This window comes from Klenkia terrae (genome assembly GCF_037083865.1).
In the GTDB taxonomy this organism is placed as follows: domain Bacteria; phylum Actinomycetota; class Actinomycetes; order Mycobacteriales; family Geodermatophilaceae; genus Klenkia; species Klenkia terrae.
The window spans coordinates 14,484-38,666 of record NZ_JBAPLV010000021.1 but is presented as its reverse complement, the minus strand read 5'-3'; the positions used below and the strand labels follow the sequence as shown (position 1 = coordinate 38,666).

Below are 24,183 nucleotides of genomic sequence, written 5' to 3'. Positions count from 1 at the left end.
CTAGCGCAGCCCGAGCTTGCGGGCCTCGAGCTCGATCTTGGCGGCGCGGCGGCGGCGACGGCGGCGGTCGTGCCGGCGCTGGGCGGCCGGCCAGCGGGCCTCGACGGTGGCGTTGAGCTCGGCGCCCAGCAGGATCGCCATGCCCAGGAAGAAGCAGAACAGCAGGGCGGCGATCGGGGCGGCCAGCGCACCGTAGGGCAGCGCGGTGGTGAGCACGTCGGCCACGTAGGAGCGCAGCAGCAGCGCCGCGGTCAGGAAGAACGCCGCCGCGAAGGCCGCACCCAGCAGGTGCCGCAGCCACGGCAGCCGGCGGGGCAGCGTCACGTGGTAGAAGCTCGTCAGCGCCAGGACCAGCATGACCAGCACCAGGGGCCAGTAGACGGCGTTGACCAGCACGGTCGCGGTCCCCTGGATGCCCTCGGGCAGCAGCGCGACCAGGGACGTCCGGCCCAGCACCAGCAGGGGCAGCGACAGCACCGCGATCACCAGCGCCACCACGAACAGGCCCAGGGCCATCAACCGGGTGCGGATCGGGCCGCGCACGTCGCGCTGGTCGTAGGCGATGACCGTGGTGTTCATGAACGTCGCGGTCGCCGAGGACCCGGCCCACAGCGACAGCAGGAAGCCCAGGCTGACCACGTCCAGCCGCCCGGAGCCCAGGATGTCGGTCAGGGTGGGCTGCACCAGCGTCTCGACGACGGTGTCGGTCAGGCCCTCCGACGCCAGCTGCACGAGCCGGTCCTCGATCTCGGTGACCGACTCCTGCCCGATGAACGAGCCCAGGTAGCCCAGCGACCCCAGCAACCCGATCAGCAGGGGCGGGACCGACAGCACCTGCCAGAACGACGCCTCGGCCGACAACCCGAGGATGCGGTCCTGCCACGCCTTGGCCAGGGTCCGGCCGAGCACCTGCATCGGCACCCGGAGCACGGTCGGCAGCCGGGCCACGACCTGGCCGGGGCGCCAGCCGCGGTGCGGCTCGGGCGGGTCGACGTCCCGGGCGGGGTCGTCGTCGGCCACCGGGACGGCGGTGCCCGCAGGGCCGGCGGGTTCGTCGTCCCTGGTCGGGTCGTCGTCGCCGGAGGCCCCGCCGTCCCCTGTCAGGTCACCGGCCGGTGCCGGGGAGCCCGAGGGCAGGACGGTCGCCACCAGGCCAGTGTGCAGGAGCGCTGGGCCCGGCGTGTCGACACGCCCACCCGAACGGGTCAGGCGGCCCGCCAGGGCCGACCCACCCGGGACGGACGGCGACCGGTCGGCTGGGCCGGGGCACCCGGCGCGGTGCCCGACGGGGCCGGGGCCTCCACCGGCACGCAGCGGATCACCGGCTCGGCCGCGTACCGGGTCTGGAAGTCCTCCGTGCTGATCTGGGCGCCGCTGACCGGGTCCTCGAAGATGCGGGTGACGGTGATGTCGAAGCCGTTCGCGCCGCCCTGCGGGTTGCAGCTGCCGTCGTCGGGCTTCTCCTGCACGACCGGCGTCCGGACGTTGTACCGGTCGCTGCTGACCGATTCGATCTCGTAGCGCTCGGTGCCCCAGAAGGTCACCGTGATCGAGCCGCCGGCCACCCACTCGGTCTGCACGTAGATGCCGGTCGGGCTGTCGTTGCGCCACTGCAGGTCGATCGAGTCGTAGTAGACGGTGGCCTCGCGGCCGGCCGGGTAGCGGCTGATGTAGTAGCTGTGCGGCTTGTGGTAGACGTCCTCGAGGCCGGCGAAGAAGACCGCGTTGAACATCGTGGTGGCGAACTGGCTGATGCCGCCGCCCACGGCCTGGGTGAACTCGCCGTTGTTGATCACACCGGCCGGCACGTAGCCCTCGGCCTCGCCGCGCGGACCGGTGTAGCCGTTGAGGCTGAACGTCTCGCCGGGGAGCACGACGGCGCCGTCGACGAACTCGGCGACCACGCGGATGTTGGTGCCGCTGGCACCGCTGGTGAAGTTCGTGGTGAACGAGCTGACCTGCTCCACGATCCCCAGCGCGTTCGCCTCGTCGGTGGTGAAGTCCGCCGGCACGGCGCCCAGGCTGGCGGTGACCTCGCGGGGCGCCGGCTGCTGCAGCACCGGCAGCAGGGATGCGGCGAGCGCGTTCGGGTCGACGCCGGTGCCGTCCACGGAGGGGACGACGGCGATGGAGTCGCCGGTGACCTCGAACCGGGCGTCCTCGGCCGGGGTGCCGAAGTCGCCGAGCTGGTCGCCGAGCGCTGTCTGCAGTGCGCCCGGGTCCAGGCTGACGTCCAGGGCGCCGCCGTCGCCGGCGGCGAACACCAGCGCGCCGGCGATGCCCTCGGGGTCCAGCTCGGCGGTCGTGCCGTCGTCGCCGGTCACGGTGACCGGGGCGGCCAGCGCCGGGGTGACCACGTCGTCCAGCGCCTGCTGGGCGGCCGCCTCGTCCACCTGGACGTCGACGGTGTCGACCGGCAGCTCGATCGGGGTCTCCGGGTCCCCGCCGGAGGCCAGGGCCTCGGTCACGGCGTCGGCGGCGGCCGTGCGGTCGAGCTGGCGACCGGTCACCGGGGGGACGACGGTGGCGGTGGTGCCCTCGACGGTGATGCCGGCGTCGGCGGGGGCGCGGTCGACGGTCTCGGCGAACGCGTCGAGCTGGGCGGTCAGCGCGGTCTCGTCGCCGGTGATGACCGGTTCGACCTCGCGCTCGCCGAACAGGGACACCAGCCGCGTCCACGGGTTCAGCGGCTGCCCGGAGGCGGCCTGCACGGTGCCGTCGACGTCCAGGGTGATGCCGGCGGTCGCGGGGGACAGCACGCCCTGGACGTCGTCGGCGACCAGCACGTGGTCGGCGGTGACCCGCGGGGCGAGCTGGTCGGACAGCGCGGTCGCGGCGGCGCTGGGGGACAGGCCCCCGATGTCCACGCCGGCCACCACGGTGTTGCGGGGGACGTCGTCGCCGGCCACCAGCAGGTCGGCGCCGTAGGCGACGCCCAGCACCAGCAGCAGCCCGGCGGGCACCAGGACGGCCGGACGGCGCCAGCGGCTGCGGGTGGGCTGCTCCGTCGCGCTGACCGTCGGGCCGGGGTGGGTGTCCGCGGTGGGTGCCGTCACGGGCTCGGCGCGGTCGTCGGGAGGCAGGTCGTCGACGCGGGTCTCGGCGTCGGTCCAGGTGTCGTCGACGGGGGGCAGGGCCGCGGTCTCGGGTGCGGCGGGCTCGTCGGCCGGCTGCTGCTCGGCGGGTTCTACGTCGGCGGGCGCGGGTCCGCGCGGCTCGTCGAACAGGTCGGCGGGGACCACCGCGACGGGGACGACGGCGGTCTGCTCGAGGTCAGAGGGGTCGTCGGCGGCGTCGGCGGGTTCGTCCGCGGCTTCATCCACGGCGCGCTCGTCGACCGGGGGAGCAGCGGGCGGGACCGGCGGAGCCGGCGGGGCGGCCGCGGCGGGCGGCGGGACGTCGTCCCGCACGGTGGGGAGCTTGCCGGTGGGGGCCTCGTCGGCGACGTCCTGGGGAGCCTGGGCGGCGACGGTGTCCTCGGCGGTGGCGTCCTCGACCGCTGCGGGGGTCTCGTCGGCGGGGGTCTCGTCGGCCGCGGGGGTCTCGACCGCCGGCGCCTCGCCGGTCGGCGGGTCGTCGTTGACGCGGCGGCGCGGGTTGAGCGGGAGCGGCTGGCCCGGCGGCACGACGGCGACCGGGCGCGGCGCCTGCCCGCCCCAGCCGGGGGCCGGCGGCCGGGTCACCGAGTCGGGGGCGGTCGGACGGCCGGCGCCGATGGTGCCGTCGGGCTGCAGCCGTTCGGTGCGGTCGCCGACGGCGGGGCCGTCGTCCTGGACCGGACCCTGAGGTCGGGTGTCCTCCGCGTCGGGGCGGGGGGTCTCGTCGCTCATCGGTGCTTCACGCTCGCTGTCCGTCCGGCGGGTGACGGGCCCCCGGCACTACGACGCCGCCGGACACCGGATCCCGTGGGGGATCCGGCGCCGGCGGCGGCGTCATGTGTTCGGACCGTCGCTTGCCGCGACGATAACGTCTCGGTCAGGCGTGGGCGGGCTGCTCGCTACCGGTGTCGATGATGTCGACGGCGATGTCGCGGAGCTTGGCGTCGTACTCGCGGGCGTGGTGCCCGCAGAACACGAGGTCGGCGCCGCTGGCGAGCACGACCCGGACCTTGGCCAGCGCACCGCAACGGTCGCAGTGGAAGGGAACGACCAGGTCATCGGTGGAAGGGCTCGTAGTCAGGGTCTGGGTCATCTGGTCATCACTCGCTCTCTACCGCACGGACCCGCGTTCGCGGATCGGCCTCCTGCACAGCGCCAGGATGACCCCCGGTGTTCCCGATCCGGTCCAGTTGCCCCTCGACGCGCCGAGTGGTTCGTGGACCTGGGGTGGAGCGGGTGAGCAGGGATCGCACTGGATGGATCGTGGAACGTGGAACCGCTGCTCTCTTGACAGCTCCCACGCTACAACTGATGCCCGCACGGTGCCGCCGCCAATCCTCCTCCGCCCCGGAGTGATGAGCCCGTGACCCGCACGACACCCCCCCCGGGACAGGTCAGTCGAGGTAGTCGCGGAGGACCTGGGACCGGGACGGATGCCGGAGCTTGCTCATCGTCTTGGACTCGATCTGGCGGATCCGCTCGCGGGTCACGCCGTAGACCTGGCCGATCTCGTCCAGCGTGCGGGGCTGACCGTCGGTGAGCCCGAACCGCAGGCGGACGACGCCGGCCTCGCGCTCGGACAGCGTCTGCAGCACGGTGCTGAGCTGGTCCTGCATCAGGGTGAAGCTGACCGCGTCGACGGCCACGACGGCCTCGGAGTCCTCGATGAAGTCGCCGAGCTGGCTGTCGCCCTCGTCGCCGATGTTCTGGTCGAGGCTGATCGGCTCCCGGGCGTACTGCTGGATCTCCAGCACCTTGTCCGGGGTGATGTCCATCTCCTTGGCCAGCTCCTCCGGCGTGGGCTCGCGGCCCAGGTCCTGGAGCAGCTCGCGCTGGATGCGGCCGAGCTTGTTGATGACCTCGACCATGTGCACCGGGATGCGGATGGTGCGGGCCTGGTCGGCCATCGCGCGGGTGATCGCCTGGCGGATCCACCAGGTGGCGTAGGTCGAGAACTTGTAGCCCTTGGTGTAGTCGAACTTCTCGACCGCACGGATCAGGCCCAGGTTGCCCTCCTGGATCAGGTCCAGGAACGCCATGCCGCGGCCGGTGTAGCGCTTGGCCAGCGAGACCACCAGGCGCAGGTTGGCCTCCAGCAGGTGGTTCTTGGCGCGCTCGCCGTCCCGGACGATCCAGTTGAGGTCGCGGCGCATGCTCGGGGTGAGCTTGGTGCCCCGCTCCTCGACCGAGCGCAGCCGCTCGGAGCCGTAGAGCCCGGCCTCGATCCGCTTGGCGAGGTCGACCTCCTCCTCGGCGGTGAGCAGCGCGACCTTGCCGATCTGCTTGAGGTAGGCGCGGACCGAGTCGGCCGAGGCGGTGAGCTCGGCGTCCTTGCGGGCCTTGCGGAGCGCCTCGGACTCCTCCTCGTCGTCCCACTCGAACTCGGTGCCCGGCCCGGTGGCGGTGTCGTCGGCCTCGATGGCCTCGGCCGGTCCGTCGGTGCCGACGACGGCGCTCTCGTCGAGCACCAGCCCGGTCCCGCCGGCCACGACGGCGACGGTCGCGCCCTCGGCGCCCACGGCGGTGAGCACGGCCCCGGCGGGGGCCTCCTGGCCGGGGGAGGGCGTGATGGTCGGCTTGCTCCGGGTGGGGCGCTTGCCCGCGGCGGTGCGGGGCGCGGGGGTGCGGGCGCCGGCCTCGGCGACCTCGGCGGTGGGCTTGACAGCGGGCACTCGAGTTCCTTCCCGTGCAGCGTCGCGTCCCCCGGGCCGGTGGCGGAGGGGAGCCCCGTCAGTGTAGCGACGGTCACCCCCGGCTCCCCGGGTATCCGGCACGGCACCGCCCCGGAAGCGGGGCGGTGCGCCGGCTACTGCCCGATGCGCTGCTCGGCGGCCAGCGCGGCACCCACGATGCCGGCGTCGTTGAGCAGCTCGGCGGGCACCACCCGGGTGCGGGTGGACAGCAGCGGCACCCACTTGTGCGCCTTCTTGCTGACCCCGCCGCCGACCACGATCAGGTCGGGCCAGATGCCCCGCTCGAGGGTGTCCAGGTACCGGTCGACCCGCTTGGCCCAGTCGGGGTAGGAGAGGTCCTCGCGCTCGCGGGCGGCGGCCGAGGCGGCCTTCTCGCCGTCCTTGCCGTCGACCTCGATGTGGCCCAGCTCGGTGTTGGGCACCAGGTGGCCGTCGATGAACAGCGCGCTGCCGATGCCGGTGCCGAAGGTCAGCATCAGCACCAGGCCGCGCTGGCCCTTGCCGGCGCCGTAGGCCATCTCGGCGAGGCCCGCGGCGTCGGCGTCGTTGAGGGTCTGCACGGTGCCGGGGATCCGGCTCTCGACCGAGGCGGCCATGTCGGTGCCGATCCACGAGGCGTCCATGTTGGCGGCGGTGTAGGCCACGCCGCTCTTCATGACGCCGGGGTAGGTCACCCCGACCCGTCCCTCGTAGCCGAACTGGCCGACGACCTCGCCGATCACGTCGCACACCGCGTCCGGCAACGCCGGCTGCGGGGTGGGGATCCGGACCCGTTCCCCGATGAGCTCACCCCGATCGAGGTCCACCAGGCATCCCTTGATGCCGCTGCCGCCGACGTCCACTCCGAAGCCCTGCACGCGGGCAGGGTATGCGGTCGGTCCCCGCAGCGGCACCGGCAGGATCACCCGGGTGACCGCCACCCCCGCACCCGGTGCCCCCGCGTCCCTCGTCGACGAGCTGCTGGCCCTCGCCCTCGCCACCGCCGGGGAGGCGGCCGCGCTGGTCGCCGCCGGCGCGGCCGGGGCCGCCGACGACGTGCAGAGCAAGACCACCGCGGTCGACGTGGTGACCGCCGTGGACAAGGCCAGCGAGCGGTTGGTGGTCGACCGGCTGCTCGGCGCCCGCCCGGACGACGGCGTGCTCGGCGAGGAGGGCGCCTCCCGGACCGGCACCAGCGGGGTGCGCTGGGTGGTGGACCCGATCGACGGCACCGTGAACTTCCTCTACGGGCTGGGCTCCTACGCCGTCTGCATCGCCGCCGAGGTGGACGGCGTCGTCGAGGTGGGCGTGGTTGCCGACGTCCCCACCGGGGAGACCTTCGCCGCCGTGCGCGGCGGTGGTGCCTGGGTGCTGCGCGACGGCGTCCGGACCGAGCTGCGCTGCTCGGCGCCGGTGGACCTGGAGCACACCCTGGTGGCCACCGGGTTCGCCTACGACCGGGACATCCGCGCCCGGCAGGGCCGGGTGCTGGCCCGGGTGCTGCCCGAGGTCCGGGACGTGCGGCGCTGGGGCTCGGCAGCGGTGGAGATCTGCCTGGCCGCCGCGGGCCGGGTGGACGCCTACTTCCAGCTGGACCTCAAGCCGTGGGACCACCTGGCCGCCGACCTGGTGGCCGCCGAGGCTGGCCTGCAGGTCGAGGTGCTCACCGGCTTCGGGGCCGGTGACCCGTTGGTGCTGGCCGCGGCGCCGACGGTGGCCGGGCCGTTCCTTGACCTGGTCCGCTCGGCGCACGAGCAGGAGGGCTAGCAGGCGGCGGAGGCGCTCACCTCGGCGCCGAGGGCGGCGGCGACCTGGTCCTGGGTGGCCAGGTCGGCGTACTCCGGGCCGATCACGACGTCGACTACCGCGGTGGTGCGGGTGTCCGGGTAGTCCGTGGCCCCGGGCAGGTACAGCCCGACGTAGTTGGCCGTGGAGGCCCCGCGGGCGCCGAACCGGAGCTCGCCCACCCCGGTGACGTCGCGGCCGCTCGGGTCGTTGGCGATCTCGGTGACCACGAACCCGCGCGACTGCAGCGTGGTGGCCACGGTCTGGGCCAGCCCGGCGGTGTCGGTGGCGTTGAGCACCCGCAGCTCGACGGTGGTCGGGTCCAGCGACGGCGGTGCCTCCGCGGCGGTGCTGCAGGCGGCGGCGGTGTCCTGGGCCATGGCCTCGGCGTCCCGGAAGACGTTCCACCACACGCCGAGCGCGGCGAGGGCCAGCACCAGCAGCAGGATCACCGGGATCATCGGCCGTCGGTCCCGCTTGGTGCGCGGCGGTCGCCGGTCGCTGGTCTCGCTCAACTGCGCTCCACTCGGGGAGGGACGGGGGCAGCCGGGAGCCTAGTGGCGGTCGCCGGGGTCAGACCGCACCGTCCTCGAGCGCGGCGCGTCCCAGCTCGACGCACGGACCGATCTTGTCCGCGTAGCCGGTGCTGTCCTTGCCGGCCATCGCGCCGGCGGCCGACCGGGCGACGATGCCGGCCAGGATCGCGGCGAACTTGAAGTAGGCGAACCCGACGTACCAGGACAGGTCGCCCAGGTCGGTGCCGGTGCGCTCGGCGTACCGCTGCGCGACCTGCGCCCGGGTGGGGAAGCCCGGCAGCGCGGTGACCGCCGACAGGGCCACGCCGCGCTCCTCGCCGGCCTCGGGCCAGTAGACGAAGAGCATGCCCAGGTCGGTCAGCGGGTCGCCGAGGGTGGACATCTCCCAGTCCAGGACCGCGCGCACCCGACCCGGGACGTCGGGGTCCAGCAGGCAGTTGTCCATCCGGTAGTCCCCGTGCACGATGCCGCTGCGCGCGGTGGTCGGCACGGTGGCCGCCAGCCGGGCGGCGAGGGCGTCCAGGCCGGGCCGGTCGGTGTCCCGGGTCGCCTCCCACTGCGTGGTCCAGCGGCGCACCTGGCGGGCCAGGAAGCCCTCGGGCCGGCCGAAGTCGCCCAGGCCCACCGCGGCGGCGTCCACGGTGTGCAGGTCGGCGAGGACGTCGACCAGCCCGTCGCCCAGCGCCCGGCGCTCGGCCTCGGTGTCGGCGTAGCCGGCGGGCAGCTCGTCCACCACGTGCACGCCGACCACCCGCTCCATCACGTAGAAGGGGGCGCCCAGCACCGCCTCGTCGGTGCACAGGTGCAGGGTGCGCGGCACCGGGACCGGTGTCCCGGCCAGGCCGCTGATCACCTTGTGCTCGCGGACCATGTCGTGCGCGGTGGCCAGCACGGCCCCGGTCGGCGGTCGGCGGAGGATCACCGCGTCCTCGGGCCGGCCGCCCCGGGGGGTCACCACGTAGGTCAGGTTGGACATGCCCGCGGCGATGAGGTCGACGTCCACCTCGCGCCACCGGTCGTCGTCGAGGACGGTGGCCAGGTAGGGGCCGACGACCCCTGGATCAGCACCCACGGTGGCGGTCATCGGCGCAGGGTAACCTCTGCCGCCCCTGCCCCGGACACCCCTGCGCCAGGGCTGTGCGGCAGCACTCACCGGTTCGGTCCGGCCGCGGTGTGTGACGGTCGCCGGTCCGGGCACAAACCCGGGGTCCGCCACGTTGGGGGCCCTGCCGGAGTCCCCGCGGCACCGACCGCAGGGACCCGTCCAGGACGGCCCCAGACCACGGTGGCCGGGACGGCGGCACACAGCACCCCGGGCCGAGGGCCCGGACGACGAAGGAAGAGGGGCACACCATGGCCACCGACTACGACGCCCCACGACGCAACGAGTCCGACGAGCTCGGCGAGGACTCGCTCGAGGAGCTCAAGGCACGACGGGCCGAGGCGCAGTCCTCGTCCGTCGACGTCGACGAGACCGACTTCAACGAGGCGCTCGAGCTGCCCGGGGCGGACCTGTCCAACGAGGAGCTCACCGTCCGGGTGCTGCCCAAGCAGGAGGACGAGTTCACCTGCTCCAGCTGCTTCCTGGTCCACCACCGCAGCCGGCTGGCCAGCACCAAGGGCGACCGGCTGATCTGCCGCGACTGCGCCTGAGGTGACCCTGCCGCCGCGGGACGTCCCGCCGCCCCGCCCCGTCGAGCCGGAGCCGACCACCGGACCGCTGGCGCGGGCCGCGCGGTCGGTCGCCGACGCGGTGGGCGGGTTGCTGGGTGACCGGCCCGACGGCGAGGAGCCGGCGGGCAAGGGCGGCCGGGCCGGGGCGGTGCTGCGCGACGTCGTCACGGCGGTCGGCACCGCCGCCCGCGGGGCACGCGGCACCGAGGAGGGGACCGACCGGGATCCCGGGGCGGGTTCGGGCTGGCACCCGGGCACGGTGCTCACCGACCTGCTGCACGCCGCGGCCCCCCGGCTGCCGATCCGGGACGGCGCCCGCCTGCGGGCCGCGCACCCGGGGCAGGACGAGGTCGCGATCGCCGACGCCCTGGTCACCCGGTACGCCCGGATCACCGCGGGCATCGGGGCGGCCACCGGCGGGCTGACCGCCGCGCAGTGGTTCGCCCCGCCGTCGATGGTCGCGCTGCCGCTGGAGCTCGGGGCCGAGACGGTGCTGGTGGCCGCCGTCGAGGTGGTCCTCATCGGCGAGCTGCACGAGCTGTACGGCCGGCCCGCCGAGGGCGACGCCCGGGCCCGGGCCGGTGCCTACCTGACCAGCTGGACCCGGCAGCGCGCCGTGGAGTCCGGTCCCGGCGGCGGCGGGCTGATCGCCACCCTGGGCAGCGCCGGGGTCAACGCGCTGCGCCGCCGGGTGACCCGCCGGCTGGCCCGCAACGTGTCCTCGGCCGCGCCGCTGCTGCTGGGCGCCGGTCTCGCCGCGCGCAGCAACCGCAAGGCCACCGGCCAGCTCGCCGAGGCCGTGCTCGCCGACCTCCGTGCCACCGGTCTCCGCGCCCCCGGCCGGGGCTAGCCTCGCCCCGTGCCGAACCCGCTGGAGATCCCGGTCACCCTGGCGCAGGGCGCCGTCCTCCCCGCGTACGCGCTGCCCGGGGACGCCGGTGCTGACCTCGTGGTCACCGAGGACGTCGAGCTGGCCCCGCACCAGCGGGCGCTGGTCGGCACCGGGGTGGCGGTGGCGATCCCGGAGGGGTATGCCGGGTTCGTGCACCCCCGCTCCGGGCTGGCCCACCGGCTCGGCCTGGGCATGGTCAACGCCCCGGGCACCATCGACGCGGGCTACCGCGGCGAGATCAAGGTCAACCTGGTGAACACCGACCCGGTGACGACCATCCGGCTCCGCCGCGGCGACCGGGTGGCCCAGCTGGTCGTGCAGCCGGTCGTGCAGGTGGTCTTCGCCCCGGTGGCCGACCTGCCCGCCAGCACCCGCGGCACCGCGGGGCACGGATCCACCGGTGGGCACGGCCCCGACGGGCCGACCACCACCACGACAGAGGGGCAGGCCTGAGATGCCGTTCGGACGACGGCGCAACCGGATCGAGCGCAGCGTGCGGGAGCGGGGCGTCCCGCCCGAGCCGCAGGTGCGCGAGCGGGACCGCGAGGAGACCACCGGCCCCTGGGACGCCGCCGACGCGCCCGAGGACGGCGTGCCCCGCGTCGACCTGGGGTCGCTGCGCATCCCCGCCGTCCCCGGCATGGAGCTGCGGGTCGACGTCAACGCCCAGCAGAAGGTGATCGGGGCGAGCCTGCGCGCCGGGGACTCCCTGCTGCAGGTGTCGGCGTTCGCCGCACCGCGGGCCGGCGGCATCTGGGAGAGCGTGCGGGGCGACCTGGCGACCAGCGCCAGCGGCCAGGGCGGCTCGCTGTCCGAGCGCGAGGGCACCTTCGGGACCGAGCTCGCCGGGTTCATCACGGCCAGCCCGCCGCCGCAGCCGGGGCAGACCACGCCCGCCCCTCCGGTCCGCCGGGCCGCCCGGTTCGTCGGCGTCGACGGCCCGCGGTGGTTCCTGCGCGGCATGATCAGCGGTCCCGCGGCCGAGAGCCCCGAGGCCGGGGCGGCGCTGGAGTCGGCCTTCCGCAGCATCGTGGTGGCCCGGGGCGCCGAGCCGATGCCGGTGCGCGAGCAGCTGCCGATGACGCTGCCGGCCCAGGCCGCCCAGCAGGTCGCCGCCCAGCAGGCCGCGGCGAAGGACCGCAACGGTCCTACGCTGGGGTCGTGACCGAGACACGTCCCAAGGGCTGGCTGTCCAAGACGCTGGCCAAGCTGACCGCCGACGACGCGACGATCGACGCGCAGGAACTGCAGTCCGACGTCGCCAGCGCCGGCTGCGAGCCGGTCGGCAGCTGCCAGAAGGGCAAGGTCGTCGCGGTGACCGGCCGGCTCCGGTCGGTCGTCTACACCCCCCGCGAGACCGTCCCCACGCTGGAGGCCGAGCTGTTCGACGGCTCCGGCTCGGTGACGCTGGTCTGGCTGGGACGCCGGCGCATCCCGGGCATCGAGCCCGGCCGCACCCTCACCGCCCGCGGCCGGTTCGCCTCCTTCGAGGGCCGCAAGGTCATCTACAACCCCTGGTACGAGCTGGGCGCCGGGTGACCCGTCCCGCCGGGCGCAAGCCCACGGCGTTCGACCGCGACCTGGTGCTGGACTCCCTCGGGGGCTGGCGCGGCATGGTCGACGTGTCGCTGCCGACCATCGCCTTCGTGGTGGCCAACGGCTTCGGCGGGCTCACCGTCGGCATCTGGGCCGCGCTGGGCACGGCCCTGCTGGTCTTCGCCCTGCGGCTGCTGCGCAAGGAGAGCCTGCAGCAGGCCGTCAGCGGGCTGATCGGCGTGGCCATCGCGGTGGCCATCGCACGGGCGTCGGGGGAGGCCCGCGACTTCTTCGTGGTCGGCCTGATCCGCAACGCCGGCCTCGGCGTGGTGCTGCTGGGCTCGGCGTTGGTGCGCTGGCCGCTGGTCGGCGTGGCCGCGGAGTTCCTGGCCCCGAGCCACCTGGGCTCCATGGTCGGCCACAGCCTCAAGGGCTCGCTGCGGTCCCGCGCCCGCGAGCGGGTGGCCGAGGTGCGTGCCGAGGACCGTGCGCAGGACGACGCGCCGGTGGAGAAGCAGCCCGACGCCGCACCCGAGCGGCACTGGCGCACCGACCGGCGGGTCATGCGGGTCTACACCTGGCTGACCCTGCTGTGGGCGGCCACCTTCGTGGTGCGCGCCGTGGTGCAGGGGTTCCTGTACTGGCGCGACGAGGTGGCCCTGCTGGGCACCTCGTCGCTGGTCCTGGGTCTGCCGGTGACCGGGGCGGCGCTGGTGGTCACGCTGTGGGCGGTCGCCCGCCTGCACCGCCACCGCGCCGCCGAGACGCCCTAGGAGCGCTTCCCGGAGAGGACCTCCTGGAGGTCCTCCTCGACGTCCCCGTGCATGATGAACAGCAGCTCGTCGCCGGCCTCGAGGGGCTCGTCGGGGGTCGGGGTGATGACCCGCTCGCCGCGCAGGATGGCGGTCAGCACGGTCTCCCGGGGCAGCGGCACGTCGCGCAGCGGCCGGCCCACCCACGGGGTGTCCTCGGCCAGGGTGATCTCGGTCAGGTTGGCGGCGCCCTTGCGGAAGCTCATCAGCCGGACGACGTCGCCGACGGTGACGGCCTCCTCGACCAGGGCGGCGAGCACCCGGGGCGTGGACACGGCGACGTCGACCCCCCAGGCGTCGGTGTAGAGCCACTCGTTGCGCGGGTCCTTGACCCGGGCGACCACCCGGTTCACCGCGAACTCGGTCTTGGCCAGCAGCGAGACGACCAGGTTGGCCTTGTCGTCACCGGTCGCGGCGATCACCACGTCGCAGGTGGCCAGGTCGGCCTCCTCCAGGGCGGTCACCTCGCACGCGTCGGCCTGCACCCACTCGGCGCCGGGCACGGCCTTGGCGCGCACCTTGGCCGCGTTCTTCTCGATGAGCATGACGGCGTGGCCGTTGCCCAGCAGCTCCCCGGCGATGGAGCGGCCGACGGCGCCGGCACCCACGATGGCCACGCGCATCAGTGCTGCCCTCCCACAGGTGCGTTCTCCACCGCGTCGTGCACGGCGACGGCGATCTCGTCGGTGGCGGCCACCACCAGGTGGTCCCCGGTCTGCAGCACGGTGCTGGGCCGCGGCAGCTGGGCCTCGCCGAAGCGCACCAGCCACGCGGCGCGGGCGCCCGACGCCTTCTCCAGGTCCGCCAGCGGCCGGCCCACCCAGCCGTCGGTGACGGTGACCCGCATGAGCAGCACCTTGCCGGTGGGCTCGCGCCAGATCTCGGTGACCTTGACGCTGAGCAGCTCGCGCATGAGCCGGCTGACCGTCCACGGCACGGTGGCGACGCTGGGGATGCCCATCCGCTCGTAGACCTCGGCCCGCTTCGAGTCGTAGATCCGGGCGACGACGTGCTCGACGCCGAAGGTCTCCCGGGCGACCCGGGCGCTGATGATGTTGGAGTTGTCGCCGCTGCTCACCGCGGCGAAGGCGCCGGCGGAGTCGATGCCGGCGTCCAGCAGCGTCTGCCGGTCGAACCCCAGCCCGGTGACCTGGCGGCCGTTGAACTCGGGACCCAGCCGGCGGAAGGCCTCGGCGTTCTGGTCGATGACCGCGACGCTGTGCCCGATCTCCTCCAGCCGCCGCGCGATGGCCGAACCGACGCGGCCGCAGCCCATGACGACCACGTGCACGTGCACTCCCCGCAGGTCCTGCCGGCCGGCGCGGACCGCCGGGCCGTACAGCGCGCGAAGCTACACCGGCGACATGACACGGGCGGGGCCGCGTGCACATGCACCGTCCGTACCATCGCCGCGTGCCCACCCTGTCCGACCTCGGGCAACTCCCCAAACGCCTCGTCCTCGGCCGTCCGGTCCGCAGCGACAAGGCGGGGGAGTCGCTGCTCCCCAAGCGCCTGGCGCTGCCGATCTTCGCCAGCGACCCGCTCTCCTCGGTGGCCTACGCCACCCAGGAGATCCTCATCGTGCTGACCCTGGCCGGGACGGCGTTCCTGTTCCTGGCCCCGTGGCTGGCCGTCGCCGTCGTCGTCCTGCTGGTCGTGGTGGTGCTGTCCTACCGCCAGGTGGTGCACGCCTACCCCTCCGGCGGCGGGGACTACGAGGTGGCGGCCAAGAACCACGGCCGGTTCGCCTCGCTGGTGGTGGCCAGCGCGCTGCTCACCGACTACGTGATGACCGTCGCGGTGTCGGTCAGCTCGGGCACCGACAACATCATCTCGGCGTTCCCGGCGCTGGCGGAGCACCGCGTGCTCATCGCCGTCGCGCTGGTGGCGTTCCTGGCCGCGGCGAACCTGCGCGGGCTGCGGGAGTCGGGCAAGAGCTTCGCCGTCCCCACGTACCTGTTCGTGGCCGGCATCCTGGTGATGGTCGTCACCGGTCTCGTCAAGTACTTCTTCACCGACGCCTCGCTGGTCGCCGAGAGCGCGTCGTACACGATCACGCCCGAGCCCGGCTACGACAACCTGGCCGGCGTCGCCCTGCTGTTCTTCGTGCTGCGCGCCTTCGCGTCGGGCTGCACCGCGCTGACCGGGGTGGAGGCCATCGCCAACGGCGTGCCGGCCTTCCGGCCGCCGAAGTCGAAGAACGCGGCCACCACGCTGGCGCTGATGGGCGGGATCGCGGCCGCCATGTTCGCCGGCGTCACCGCGCTCGCGCTGTTCGCCGGGGTCAAGTACGCCGAGTTCCCCTGCGACCTGGAGGGCTTCACCGACTGCGAGACAGAACCGCAGCGCACGGTCATCGCCCAGGTCGCCAGCGCCGTGTTCGGCGGCGACACCTCGGTCGGGTTCTTCTACATCCAGGCGGCCACCGCGCTGGTGCTCATCCTGGCCGCCAACACCGCCTTCAACGGCTTCCCGCTGCTGGGCTCGGTGCTCGCCCAGGACCGGTTCATGCCCAAGCAGCTGCACACCCGCGGGGACAAGCTGGTCTACAGCAACGGCATCCTGCTGCTGTCCGGCTTCGCCGTGGTGATGATCGTGGCCTTCCAGGCCGACTCCACACGGCTGATCCAGCTCTACATCGTCGGGGTGTTCACCAGCTTCTCGATCGGCCAGTGGGGCATGGTCCGGCACTGGAACCGGGAGATGAAGACCGTCGAGGGCGCCGAGCGCTCCCGGATGCGGCGGGCCCAGGTCATCAACACCCTCGGCGGGTCGATCACCACGATCGTGCTGGTGATCATCGTGCTCACGAAGTTCACCCGCGGCGCCTGGATCGTCATCGTCGCGATGCCGTTCATCTACCTGCTGATGCGTCAGATCAACCGGCACTACAGCCAGGTCGCCGACCAGCTGGTGCCCAGCGGTGACTCCCGGACGCTGCCCTCGAAGGTGCACGCGGTCGTGCTGGTGAACAAGGTGCACAAGCCCACGCTGCGGGCGCTGGCGTTCGCCCGGGCCACCCGCCCGGACCAGCTGACGGCGCTCACGGTCAACGTGGACGAGGCCGACACCCGGGCGCTGCAGGCGGACTGGGAGCGCTACGACATCCCGGTGCCGCTGACGGTCCTGGACTCGCCTTACCGGGAGATCACCCGGCCGGTCCTGGACTTCGTCAAGGACATCCGCCGGGACAGCCCGCGCGAGCTGGTCGTCGTCTTCATCCCGCAGTACGTGGTCGGGCACTGGTTCGAGAACGTGCTGCACAACCAGAGCGCGCTGCGGCTGCGCGCCCGGTTGCAGTTCCAGCCCGGCGTCATGATCACCACCGTGCCCTGGCAGCTGGAGGGCTCCCGCGACCGCGAGGAGGACCTGCGGCGCCTGGACGGCGGGGTTGCCCCGGGCGACCTGCGCCGGGGGTTCGCGGACAACCCGGCGGACGGACCGCGTGGCTGACCGGCCCGACGCCCCGACCTGGCTGGGGGACCGCTTCGAGGTCACCGTCGGGCCGGTCGCGCACGGTGGGCACTGCGTCGCCCGGCACGAGGGCCGGGTGGTCTTCGTCCGGCACGCGCTGCCCGGCGAGCGGGTGGTCGTCGCCGTCACCGAGGACCGGCACCCCGGCTACTGCCGCGCGGACGCCGTCGAGGTGCTCGACGCCTCCCCGGACCGGGTCGAGCGGCCCTGCCCCTACTCCGGCCCCGGGAAGTGCGGCGGCTGCGACTGGCAGCACGTGGCGCCCGAGGCCCAGCGGCGGCTCAAGGGCGACGTGGTCACCGAGCAGTTCGCCCGGCTGGCCGGCATGGACGTGTCCCTGGACGTCGAGGAGCTGCCCGGCGGGCCGCTGCGCTGGCGCTCCCGGGCCCGGTTCGCCGTGGACCGCGCCGGCCGCCCCGGGCTGCGGCCGCACCGCTCCCGCGAGGTCGTCGTCCTCGACGACTGCCCGATCACCGTCGAGCCGGCCGTCGAGGCCGTGCTGGGCCGGCGGTGGGACGGCGCGGGCGCCGTCGACGTGGCCGTCGACTCGGTGGGCGGGGTGACCACCACGACCCTGGACCGCCGCGGGCACCCGCAGTCCACCCGCGTCGTCCGGCCCACCGGGGCCGCGTCGTCGGCGGCCACCGGCTCGCGGGCCGAGCGGAAGGCCTGGCACCGGGACTGGCAGGTCGAGGGCACCGGCTTCTGGCAGGTCCACCCCGCGGCCGCGGACGCGCTGGTCGGGGCGGTCGCCGGGTTCGCCGGCGTCCGGCCCGGGGAGCGGGTGTTGGACCTGTACGCCGGCGCGGGGCTGTTCGGCGGCTCGCTGGCCCCCGGGGTCGGTCCCGACGGCCAGGTGATCTGCGTGGAGTCCGACGCCGGTGCCTGCGCCGCCGCCTCGGACAACCTGTCGGACCTGCCGCAGGCCGAGGTCTGGCAGGGCGACGTGGACGCCGAGGGCCTCACCGACCTGCTGGCCGAGCTCGACGGCCCGCCCGACGTCGTCGTGCTCGACCCGCCCCGGTCCGGTGCCGGCCGCGAGGTCAGCGCCGTGCTGGCCGACACCCGGGCCCGCGCGGTGGTCTACGTGGCGTGCGACCCGGCCTCGCTGGCCCGCGACGTCGCGGTGTTCGCCGAGGCCGGCTGGCGGCTGACCGGCCTGCGGGCCTACGACGCCTTCCCGATGACCGCGCACGTGGAGTGCGTGGCGCTGCTGGAGCCGGCGGCCGGCTGACCCGTCACCCGGCACCGGCCAGCGGCGACAGGTCGTACAGGTCGGTGTCGCCGGCCGGGACCGGCGTGCCGTGCGCCTTGACCCACTGCAGGATCCGGGAGGCGTCGGGACCGCCGCCGGTGCCGGCCACGTAGTAGTGGATCCGGTGCGCGGCGACGTCGGCCTCGAACCCCTGCAGGGTCAGCGTCGGGTCCTGGCCGGAGAAGCCGCCGATGTCCATCACCGGGACGCCGGCCGCCAGCTGCACCGCGGCGCCGTGGTGCCCGGTGGTCGCCGCCGCCCAGGTGTAGCCGGCCGCGCCCGCCCGCAGCAGCTGCACCGCGGCCTGGGTGACCCCGGGTCCGTCCGGGCGCCCGCCGTGCCAGCCGCCCGCGGTCAGCGGGGGAGGGGTGGCGAAGACGTTGCTGCTCTGGTGGACCGCCGACGCCGTGCCCACCGACCACAGCAGCGGCCCCAGGACGACGGCGAGCACCGCGGCGGCCGCGAACGCCGTCCGGGCGCCGCGGCGCAGGGCCAGCAGGGCGCCCACGACCAGCACCAGCAGGACGCCACCGAGGACCAGGGCGGCACCGGGGTGGTGCCCGTGCGTCAGCGCCACCGCCCCGGCCCACGCTGTGGCGGCGACCAGGCCGGCGGCCAGCACCCGGCGGCCGGCGGTGCCGGCGCGCCACAGCTGGGTGCTGCCGACGGCGACCAGGGCGGCGGCGGCCGGGGCCAGCTGGACGGCGTAGTAGCTGTGCTCGATGCCCTTCATCACGCTGAGGACGCCGGCGGTGACCACCAGCCAGCCGCCCCACAGCAGCAGGGCACCGCGCACCCGGTCGGTCCGGGCCGCGCGCGCGGTGAGCAGCAGCCCGGCGACCAGCGCCGCGACCGCCAGCGGCAGGTACCAGCCCGCCTCGTCGCCGCCGGACCCCAGCAGCCGCCAGATGCTCGACGAGCTCTGGTGCAGCCCGCCGCCGCCGGCGGTCTCGTCCCCGTCCAGCCGGCCCAGGCCGTTGTAGCCGAACGCCAGGCTCAGCGGGCTGTCGTCGGTGGTGCTGCCCACCCACGGCCGGTCGGCCCGCGGCACCAGGGCGACGGCCAGCACCCACCAGCCGGCCGCGACGACCAGCGCGGCCCCGGCCGCCACCAGCTGGCCGAGCCGGCGCCGCAGCCGGGGCGGCCCGGCGACCAGGTAGGCCCCGGCCAGGCCGGGCAGCACCAGGAACGCCTGCAGCGACTTGGTCAGGAAGGCCAGGCCGACGAACGCGCCGGCCAGCAGCAGCCAGCGGGTGCGGCCGTCCTCCAGCGCCCGGCCCACCGCCCACGCGGCCAGCACGCACAGCAGGGTGAGCAGCGCGTCGGGGTTGTCGTAGCGGAACATCAGCGTCGCCACCGGGGTGACGGCCAGCAGCGTGCCGGCCAGCACGCCCGCCCAGGGGCCCAGCACGCGGCGCACGGTCGCCGCCAGCACCGCGACCGCCAGCACCCCCATCAGCGCCTGGGGCAGCAGCACCGACCAGCTGGACAGGCCGAGCAGCCGGACCGACAGGCCCATCACCCACAGCGCGGCCGGGGGCTTGTCCACGGTGACCGAGCCCGGGGCGTCCGAGGCGCCGAAGAACCAGGCCGACCAGCTCGAGGCACCGGCCTGTGCGGCACCGGCGTAGAAGGAGTTGCCCCAGCCGGACCGGGACAGCGCCACGGTGTACAGCGCCGTCGTCCCGGTGAGCAGCGCGGCCAGGGCCAGCTGGTCCGGACGCGGACGGCGGCGCGGGCCGGCCGCGTCGGGAGCGGCCGGGGCGGGGGCCGGGGCGTGCAGCAGGGTCACGGCTGTGGATCGTGCGGCCGGTGGCTGGCAACCAGCTCCGCCCCGGCTGTGGACCTGCCCCCGGTGCACCGTCCCGGTGGTGTGCAGCCGGCTCACAGCTGGTCTCCCGGGTCCCCGCAGCCCGCACCTGGACGGTGCTGCTGTCGATCGAGGAGGACATCGTGCTCAGCCACCTGTGGCGTTGGTTCGTCGGACTGCACCTGGTCTCCGGGGGCCTCTACGTCACCCTCGTCGTCGTCCTGTTCGTCGGGCTGGCGGCGCTGCTGGTCACCCACCGGGACCGGCGGTGGTTCACCCGCCGGGTCCCGGTCGCCGTGCTCGCCGCCCTGGTGCTGGTCGGCCTCGCCCAGCTCGCGCTGGTCGTGACCAAGCCCTTCCCGGACGGGTTGCCGTGGGTGGTGCCGCTGTGGATCGGGCTGGGCCTGCTCGGGACCACGCTGGCCGTGGCCGGCTGGCCCCGGCTGCGCTGGTGGCGGCGGGGGCTCACGGTGCTGGCGCTGGTCGGCGTGCTGCTCGGTGCAGCCAACAACGTGAACGTGGTCTACCAGCCCTTCCCCACGGTCGCCGCGGCCCTGCAGCTGCCGCCCTACGACCAGGTCGACGCCGCGGAGGTGCTCACCGAGGACGCCGTGTCGACGGCGAGCCTGGCCGACTGGACGCCGCCGGCCGGGATGCCCGACACCGGCGCGCTCACCCAGGTGGACATCCCCGCCACCGCCTCGGGCTTCCCGGCCCGCCCGGCCTGGGTCTACCTGCCGCCGGCCTACCTCAGCTCCGACCGGCCGGCCCTGCCGGTGCTGGTGCTGCTGGGCGGGCAGCCGGGCAGCCCGCGGGACTGGATCGACGGCGGCCAGCTGGCCCACCGGCTGGACGCCTGGGCCGCCGCGCACCACGGCCTGGCGCCGGTGGTGGTCATGCCCGACGACCTGGGCGGCGAGGGCAGCAACCCGCTGTGCCTGGACTCCGCGCTGGGCAAGGCCGACACCTACCTGGCCCAGGACGTGCCGACCTGGATCACCCAGCACCTGCAGGTCGGCACCGACCACGCCCACTGGGCCGTCGGCGGCTTCTCCTACGGGGGCACCTGCGCCCTGCAGCTGGCCACCAACCACCCGGACCTGTTCCCGACGCTGCTGGACGCCTCCGGGCAGCGGGCCCCCACCCTGGGCAGCGCCGCGGACACGCTGCAGGCCTCGTTCCCGGGCGACCAGGCCGCCCTGGACGCGGTCGACCCGCTGCACCTGCTCGCCGCCCGGCAGTACCCGGACCTGGCCGCCTACCTGGTGGTCGGCAAGGACGACGACGATTACCGGCCGCAGACCGAGGAGGTCGCCGCCGCGCTGGAGGGGGCCGGTGCGTCCGTGGTCACCACCGAGCTGCCCGGCGGGCACTCCTGGGACGTCTGGGGGCCCGGTCTCGAGGGCGCCCTGCCGTGGCTGGCCCAGCGGCTGGGGCTGCCGGCATGAGCGCGCGGGTGCGCCGGGCGGCCGCCGCGCTGCGCCGGGTGCCGCTCACCGCCGCCCTGCTGGTCGTTCTGGTCGCAGGCGCCGCGCTGGGCACCGGCGCCGTGCTGGGCACCGGGGCGCGCGCGCTGGGGGAGGGCCGCTGGTGGACGCTGCTCACCGCCGGGCTGACCGTGGCGACGCCGGCCGGCACCCTGGTCGCGCTGCTGCTGGTCGCCGGCCTGCTCGGCCCGGTCGAGCACCGCTGGGGCACCCGGTGGACGGCGACGGCGCTGGTGCTCGGCCAGGTCGGCGCCGGGCTGGTCGGTTCGGGGGTCTCCGCGCTGCTGGCCGCCACCGGGGACCGCTGGGGGGTGCACCTGGCCGGCGCGCTGGTGGTCGGCCCGCTGCCCGGCGTCCTCGCCGCGGTGGCGGCCGCCTCGGCCCGGGCCACCCCGCTGGTGCGCCGCCGGGTCCGGGTCGTCCTCGGGGTCGGGCTGACCATGCTGGTGCTCTACGGCGGCACCGGCGGCGACGTGCACCGGTTGGCCGGCTGGGGCGTGGGCCTGCTGGCCGGCCAGCTGCTGCTGCGTCGCCGCGGCGCACGGGTCGAGCGCGGCCCGGTCAGCCGGCGGGAGTCCCGCGCGCTGGTCGCCCTGGTGGTGGCCGCGTCCGCCGTCGGTCCGCTGGTCGCCGCGCTGGCCCGGAGCTCGAACGGCCCGTGGTCGGTGGTCTCGCACCTGTTCGTCTCCGGCGCGCCCGACGCCGGCACGCTGCGCCAGGTCTGCGGCACCGCCCGCGAGCTCGCCGACTGCCGGGTGCTGACCGGCCGCTCGCACCTGGCCGGCCTGGGCCCGGCCCTGCTGTCGGCGCTGCCGGCGCTGGTGCAGCTGGTGCTCGCCGAGGGGCTGCGCCGCGGACGGCGGGCGGCCTGGGTCGGTGCGGTGGTGTTCTCCGCGGTGCTCGCCGCCGTCGGCGGCGAGGTGGTCACCGCGGTGCTGCGCGACCCGGACGCCGCGCTGACCGCGCTGGGCACCCCGCGGGGCGGCCTGCCGGTGGCGGCCGTGTGGGCCCCGCTGGCCGCCCCGGCGGCGGTGCTGGTCCTGCTGCTGCTCACCCGCAGCCGCTTCCCCGTGCCCGCGGCGCCCGGCACCGCCCGCCGCTGGGCGGCGCTGGCCGGCGGCGGGCTGGGCGTGGTGGTGCTGGCCTACCTGGGGGCCGGGGTGCTGCTGCGCGGGGAGTGGGCGACGCCGCCGACCGTGGGCCGGCTGCTGCTGGACCTGCCGGCCCGGATGCTCCCGCCGGGGTGGCTGGGCGAGGTGCTGCCCAGCCTGGCCCCCCTCCGCGGTGCGGCCCGGGTGCTGGCGAACTGGACCGGGGTGGCCTGCTGGGCGGTCCTGGTGGGGTCGGCGTGGGTCGTCGTCCGGCCGGCCGTGCCCAGCGGGGACGCCGCCCGGGCCCGTGCCCTGGTCGACCGGCACGGCGACGGCGCGCTGTCGTTCATGACCACCTGGGTGGGCAACCGCTGGTGGTTCAGCGAGGACGGGCAGGCCGTGGTCGCCTTCCGGGTGGTCGGCGGGGTCGCGCTCACCACCGGCGACCCGGTGGGCCCGCCGGACGCGCGGGCGCGGGCGGTGCCGGAGTTCACCGCCTGGTGCCTGGGCCGGGGTTGGACGCCGTGCTGGTACTCGGTCACCGACGGGGTGGTCCAGGCGCTGCCCGGTGGCCGCCGGGTGCAGGTGGCCAGCGAGACCTGGCTGCCGCTGGGCGGGCTGGCCTTCACCGGCAAGAAGTGGCAGGACGTCCGGACGGCGGTCAACCGGGCGGCGCGGGACGGCGTGCAGGCGGTCTGGGTGCGCTGGTCGGAGGCCCCGCTGGCGCTGCGCGAGCAGGTGGCCCGGTCCTCGGAGGAGTGGCTGGCCGGCAAGGGGCTGCCCGAGATGGGCTTCACCCTGGGCGGCCTCGACGAGGCGGCCGACCCCGCCGTCCGGTGCCTGCTGGCGGTCGGCGGCGACGGCCGGGTGCACGGCGTCACCAGCTGGCTGCCGGCCAGCCGGGACGGCGTCCGGGTGGGCTGGACGCTGGACCTCATGCGCCGCAGCCCCGGCTGCCCGCCCGGCACGATGGAGTTCCTGGTGGGCACCGCGGCGCTGACCTTCCAGGAGGAGGGGGCGGAGTTCGTCAGCCTGTCCGGCGCCCCGCTGGCCTTCCCCGGCGGCAGCGCCGAGGACGATGCCCTGGCCCGGCTGCTGGAGGCCACCGGCCGGTTGATGGAGCCGGTGTACGGGTTCCGCTCGCTGCTGTCGTTCAAGGCGAAGTTCCAGCCGCAGCACCGGCCGCTGTGGCTGGTGCACCTGGACACCGCCGACCTGCCGCGGATCGCCCGGGCGGTCTCCCGGGCCTACCTGCCGCACCTGTCGGTCGTGCAGGCGGTGCGGCTGGGCCGGGCGGTGGTCGCGGGCCGCCGGCCCCGCCGTCCGGCGCCGGCCCCGGCCGCACCGCCGGCCGAGCTGGTCGGGTCGGGATCCCGGTGAGGCGACGGGCGGCGGCCGGCGGGCTGCTGGGTGCGGTGGTGGTCCTGGCCGGGTGCGCCGGCCCACCCGCGCAGGCGGCGCCCGCACCCGGCACCGCGTCCGCCGCCCCGCTGCGCGTGGTGGTCGTCGGGGACTCCATCACCGAGATGGACTGCCCCGACTTCGACGCCGGCGTCCTCGGCCAGGGGTCGTGGGCGTGGTGGGCCACCGGCCGGGGGGTGGACGTGACCGGCGGCTGGGCGCACTCGGGCGCCACGACCGAGGACATGCTGGACGGCGTCGCCGCCGACGGGCCGATGGACGCCGACGCCCTGGTGCTGATGGCCGGCAACAACGACCTCGACCTGGCCCTGCCCACCGAGGACGTGCTGGACCGCCTGGTGCAGATCGCCGCCGCCGCGGCGGTGCCGCGGGTGGTGCTGTCCGCCGTCGCGCCCGAGGACGGGCTGGGGCCCGAGACCCTGGCGCTGGACGCCGACCTGGCCGAGCTGGCCGCGCGGGAGGGCTGGCAGTACGTGGACCCGATGATCGAGGTGCGCGACGAGGACGGTGACTACCGCGACGGCGCCACGCTGGACGGCGTCCACCCGAGCGGGGCCGCCGCCGCGCAGATCGGGGTGGCCCTGCACGAGGCCCTGCTGCACCCGTCGGGTGTCGGACCCGCGGGGCAGACTGGCTGAC

General features: G+C 75.3%; 22 protein-coding genes. 12 read left to right on the top strand and 10 right to left on the bottom strand.

Features of this window, described 5'->3' with window-relative positions; translation table 11 throughout:
- The 5 genes from UXQ13_RS17460 to ppgK all read right to left on the bottom strand — a co-directional run bounded on the left by UXQ13_RS17460 (position 1) and on the right by ppgK (position 6,648).
- The gene (locus tag UXQ13_RS17460) at positions 1 to 1,149 is read right to left on the bottom strand and encodes a YihY/virulence factor BrkB family protein (RefSeq protein ID WP_336392611.1); all 1,149 of its coding nucleotides are present in this window, start codon (positions 1,147 to 1,149) and stop codon (positions 1 to 3) included.
- Positions 1,150 to 1,205: 56 nt separating this feature from the next.
- Entirely contained in the window at positions 1,206 to 3,830 is a 2,625-nt protein-coding gene (locus tag UXQ13_RS17455) for a VanW family protein (RefSeq protein ID WP_336392610.1), read from the bottom strand.
- A gap of 145 nt (positions 3,831 to 3,975) precedes the next feature.
- The gene (locus UXQ13_RS17450; RefSeq protein WP_225231750.1) at positions 3,976 to 4,191 is read right to left on the bottom strand and encodes a DUF7455 domain-containing protein; all 216 of its coding nucleotides are present in this window, start codon (positions 4,189 to 4,191) and stop codon (positions 3,976 to 3,978) included.
- 301 nt (positions 4,192 to 4,492) lie between these two features.
- Entirely contained in the window at positions 4,493 to 5,770 is a 1,278-nt protein-coding gene (locus tag UXQ13_RS17445) for an RNA polymerase sigma factor (RefSeq protein ID WP_336392609.1), read from the bottom strand.
- Between the two features lie 134 nt (positions 5,771 to 5,904).
- Complete coding sequence (gene ppgK / locus UXQ13_RS17440; protein WP_225235340.1) at positions 5,905 to 6,648, bottom strand: polyphosphate--glucose phosphotransferase; 744 nt, start codon at positions 6,646 to 6,648, stop codon at positions 5,905 to 5,907.
- Positions 6,649 to 6,700: 52 nt separating this feature from the next.
- Here ppgK and UXQ13_RS17435 point away from each other — a divergent pair, with 52 nt between their 5' ends.
- Positions 6,701 to 7,537 (top strand): inositol monophosphatase family protein, encoded by an 837-nt coding sequence (locus tag UXQ13_RS17435; protein WP_336392608.1) that lies wholly within the window; start codon positions 6,701 to 6,703, stop codon positions 7,535 to 7,537.
- Here UXQ13_RS17435 and UXQ13_RS17430 read toward each other — a convergent pair.
- Both UXQ13_RS17430 and UXQ13_RS17425 read right to left on the bottom strand, forming a co-directional pair.
- On the bottom strand, positions 7,534 to 8,070 hold the full coding sequence (locus UXQ13_RS17430) for a LytR C-terminal domain-containing protein (protein ID WP_336392607.1): 537 nt from the start codon (positions 8,068 to 8,070) through the stop codon (positions 7,534 to 7,536). The genes UXQ13_RS17435 and UXQ13_RS17430 overlap by 4 nt on opposite strands.
- Before the next feature lie 58 nt (positions 8,071 to 8,128).
- On the bottom strand, positions 8,129 to 9,175 hold the full coding sequence (locus UXQ13_RS17425) for a phosphotransferase family protein (protein WP_225235342.1): 1,047 nt from the start codon (positions 9,173 to 9,175) through the stop codon (positions 8,129 to 8,131).
- 269 nt (positions 9,176 to 9,444) lie between these two features.
- Here UXQ13_RS17425 and UXQ13_RS17420 point away from each other — a divergent pair, with 269 nt between their 5' ends.
- The 6 genes from UXQ13_RS17420 to UXQ13_RS17395 are packed head-to-tail and all read left to right on the top strand — an operon-like array spanning position 9,445 to position 12,966.
- The gene (locus UXQ13_RS17420) at positions 9,445 to 9,744 is read left to right on the top strand and encodes a DUF4193 domain-containing protein (protein ID WP_225235343.1); all 300 of its coding nucleotides are present in this window, start codon (positions 9,445 to 9,447) and stop codon (positions 9,742 to 9,744) included.
- 1 nt (position 9,745) lies between these two features.
- The gene (locus tag UXQ13_RS17415) at positions 9,746 to 10,615 is read left to right on the top strand and encodes a hypothetical protein (protein ID WP_336392606.1); all 870 of its coding nucleotides are present in this window, start codon (positions 9,746 to 9,748) and stop codon (positions 10,613 to 10,615) included.
- 9 nt (positions 10,616 to 10,624) lie between these two features.
- Entirely contained in the window at positions 10,625 to 11,110 is a 486-nt protein-coding gene (gene dut, locus UXQ13_RS17410) for a dUTP diphosphatase (RefSeq protein ID WP_225235345.1), read from the top strand.
- A gap of 1 nt (position 11,111) precedes the next feature.
- Positions 11,112 to 11,822 carry a DUF3710 domain-containing protein gene (locus UXQ13_RS17405; RefSeq protein WP_336392605.1) on the top strand — a complete coding sequence of 237 codons (711 nt, stop codon included), beginning with the start codon at positions 11,112 to 11,114 and terminating at the stop codon, positions 11,820 to 11,822.
- Positions 11,819 to 12,196, top strand: a complete 378-nt coding sequence (locus UXQ13_RS17400) for an OB-fold nucleic acid binding domain-containing protein (protein ID WP_225235347.1) — start codon at positions 11,819 to 11,821, stop codon at positions 12,194 to 12,196. Before UXQ13_RS17405 ends, UXQ13_RS17400 begins: the two co-directional genes overlap by 4 nt.
- Complete coding sequence (locus UXQ13_RS17395; protein ID WP_336392604.1) at positions 12,193 to 12,966, top strand: DUF3159 domain-containing protein; 774 nt, start codon at positions 12,193 to 12,195, stop codon at positions 12,964 to 12,966. The genes UXQ13_RS17400 and UXQ13_RS17395 overlap by 4 nt, the downstream gene beginning before the upstream one ends.
- On the opposite strand, the gene UXQ13_RS17390 is transcribed toward UXQ13_RS17395, so the two are convergent.
- Together UXQ13_RS17390 and UXQ13_RS17385 are read right to left on the bottom strand one after the other, a co-directional pair.
- A complete protein-coding gene (locus UXQ13_RS17390) occupies positions 12,963 to 13,628 on the bottom strand; it encodes a potassium channel family protein (protein WP_225235349.1) in 666 nt (221 codons plus the stop codon). The two genes, UXQ13_RS17395 and UXQ13_RS17390, sit on opposite strands and share 4 nt — an antisense overlap.
- A complete protein-coding gene (locus tag UXQ13_RS17385) occupies positions 13,628 to 14,296 on the bottom strand; it encodes a potassium channel family protein (RefSeq protein ID WP_225235350.1) in 669 nt (222 codons plus the stop codon). Before UXQ13_RS17385 ends, UXQ13_RS17390 begins: the two co-directional genes overlap by 1 nt.
- Before the next feature lie 122 nt (positions 14,297 to 14,418).
- On the opposite strand from UXQ13_RS17385, the gene UXQ13_RS17380 reads away from it, so the two are divergent.
- Together UXQ13_RS17380 and UXQ13_RS17375 are read left to right on the top strand one after the other, a co-directional pair.
- Complete coding sequence (locus UXQ13_RS17380) at positions 14,419 to 16,458, top strand: APC family permease (RefSeq protein ID WP_336392603.1); 2,040 nt, start codon at positions 14,419 to 14,421, stop codon at positions 16,456 to 16,458.
- Positions 16,451 to 17,713 (top strand): class I SAM-dependent RNA methyltransferase, encoded by a 1,263-nt coding sequence (locus tag UXQ13_RS17375; RefSeq protein ID WP_336392602.1) that lies wholly within the window; start codon positions 16,451 to 16,453, stop codon positions 17,711 to 17,713. The genes UXQ13_RS17380 and UXQ13_RS17375 overlap by 8 nt, the downstream gene beginning before the upstream one ends.
- A 4-nt stretch (positions 17,714 to 17,717) precedes the next feature.
- Here UXQ13_RS17375 and UXQ13_RS17370 read toward each other — a convergent pair whose 3' ends face one another.
- A complete protein-coding gene (locus UXQ13_RS17370) occupies positions 17,718 to 19,526 on the bottom strand; it encodes a glycosyltransferase family 39 protein (protein ID WP_336392601.1) in 1,809 nt (602 codons plus the stop codon).
- 134 nt (positions 19,527 to 19,660) lie between these two features.
- On the opposite strand from UXQ13_RS17370, the gene UXQ13_RS17365 reads away from it, so the two are divergent.
- Genes UXQ13_RS17365 through UXQ13_RS17355 form a run of 3 tightly spaced genes read left to right on the top strand, consistent with a single transcriptional unit; the run spans position 19,661 to position 24,182 of the window.
- Positions 19,661 to 20,992: an alpha/beta hydrolase gene (locus UXQ13_RS17365; RefSeq protein ID WP_336392600.1), complete on the top strand. Its 1,332-nt coding sequence runs from the start codon at positions 19,661 to 19,663 to the stop codon at positions 20,990 to 20,992.
- Positions 20,989 to 23,502 (top strand): bifunctional lysylphosphatidylglycerol flippase/synthetase MprF, encoded by a 2,514-nt coding sequence (locus UXQ13_RS17360; protein WP_336392599.1) that lies wholly within the window; start codon positions 20,989 to 20,991, stop codon positions 23,500 to 23,502. The genes UXQ13_RS17365 and UXQ13_RS17360 overlap by 4 nt, the downstream gene beginning before the upstream one ends.
- Positions 23,499 to 24,182: an SGNH/GDSL hydrolase family protein gene (locus UXQ13_RS17355; RefSeq protein WP_336392598.1), complete on the top strand. Its 684-nt coding sequence runs from the start codon at positions 23,499 to 23,501 to the stop codon at positions 24,180 to 24,182. Before UXQ13_RS17360 ends, UXQ13_RS17355 begins: the two co-directional genes overlap by 4 nt.
- Position 24,183: the final 1 nt, after the last annotated feature.

Excerpts from the sequence above, each read along its gene's own strand:
- UXQ13_RS17420 (WP_225235343.1), top strand. The coding sequence starts at position 9,445 with ATGGCCACCGACTACGACGCCCCACGACGCAACGAGTCCGACGAGCTC.
- UXQ13_RS17450 (WP_225231750.1), bottom strand. The coding sequence starts at position 4,191 with ATGACCCAGACCCTGACTACGAGCCCTTCCACCGATGACCTGGTCGTT.
- UXQ13_RS17360 (WP_336392599.1), top strand. The coding sequence starts at position 20,989 with ATGAGCGCGCGGGTGCGCCGGGCGGCCGCCGCGCTGCGCCGGGTGCCG.
- UXQ13_RS17405 (WP_336392605.1), top strand. The coding sequence starts at position 11,112 with ATGCCGTTCGGACGACGGCGCAACCGGATCGAGCGCAGCGTGCGGGAG.
- UXQ13_RS17455 (WP_336392610.1), bottom strand. The coding sequence starts at position 3,830 with ATGAGCGACGAGACCCCCCGCCCCGACGCGGAGGACACCCGACCTCAG.
- UXQ13_RS17425 (WP_225235342.1), bottom strand. The coding sequence starts at position 9,175 with ATGACCGCCACCGTGGGTGCTGATCCAGGGGTCGTCGGCCCCTACCTG.
- UXQ13_RS17390 (WP_225235349.1), bottom strand. The coding sequence starts at position 13,628 with ATGCGCGTGGCCATCGTGGGTGCCGGCGCCGTCGGCCGCTCCATCGCC.